The organism is Dietzia sp. B44 (genome assembly GCF_014145245.1).
Classification (GTDB): Bacteria; Actinomycetota; Actinomycetes; order Mycobacteriales; family Mycobacteriaceae; genus Dietzia; species Dietzia natronolimnaea.
In genome coordinates this window covers 29,251-29,980 of record NZ_JAALEF010000511.1, presented here as the reverse complement: position 1 = coordinate 29,980, position 730 = coordinate 29,251, and the positions used below count along the sequence as shown (strand labels likewise).

The window sequence follows — 730 nt, the reverse complement described above, 5'->3', positions numbered from 1 at the left end:
CTTCACCTGCGACAACACCGAGTGCGATACGAGGATTTTCCAGCAGCGGATGCCGGCGTTGGCTGAGCCGCGGGCCAAGACCACCCGCCGCTGCAGCCGCTGGATCCTGCAGCGCTTGGCGAACGACCGCACCAGCGTGTCCGCGGTGGCCAAGGCCCTCGGGCTGGGATGGGACCTGGTCAACGACCTGGCGGTCTCGAAGATCCGCGCCATGGTCTACGAGCAGCCCGGACACTTCGACGGCGTCCGCACTCTCGGGGTCGACGAGCACAAATGGAAGCACGTGCGCGGCGACGGCAGCAGCTCGTTCGTCACCGTTCTCGTCGACCTCACCCCGGTCGTGGACGGCACCGGCCCGTCCCGGTTGCTGGACATGGTCCCGGGCCGTTCGGCGAAGGTCCTCACCGAGTGGCTCGACGCCCGCGACCAGGTGTTTCGAGATCGAGTCAAGGTGGTCACGATGGACGGGTTCGCCGGCTACCACTCCGCCGCCGCCAAGGCCGTGCCCGCAGCACGCACGGTGATGGACCCGTTCCACGTCGTGCATCTTGTCGCCGACAAGCTCACCGTGTGCCGCCAACGGATCCAGCAGGCCACCACCGGGCACCGGGGCCGCACGGGCGATCCGCTGTACGGCATCCGCCGGACGTTGAACACCCGGGCCGAGCTGCTTACCGACAAGCAGAAAGTGCGCTTGTTCAAGGCGTTCACCGCCAACGATGCGCACGTC

Annotated in this window: 1 protein-coding gene; it reads left to right on the top strand. The window is 67.7% G+C overall.

Annotation, left to right across the window (positions count from 1 at the left end; all coding sequences use genetic code 11):
- Positions 1–730: ISL3 family transposase (locus tag G6017_RS15475; protein ID WP_182618171.1), on the top strand; the 730-nt coding region annotated here is incomplete at both ends.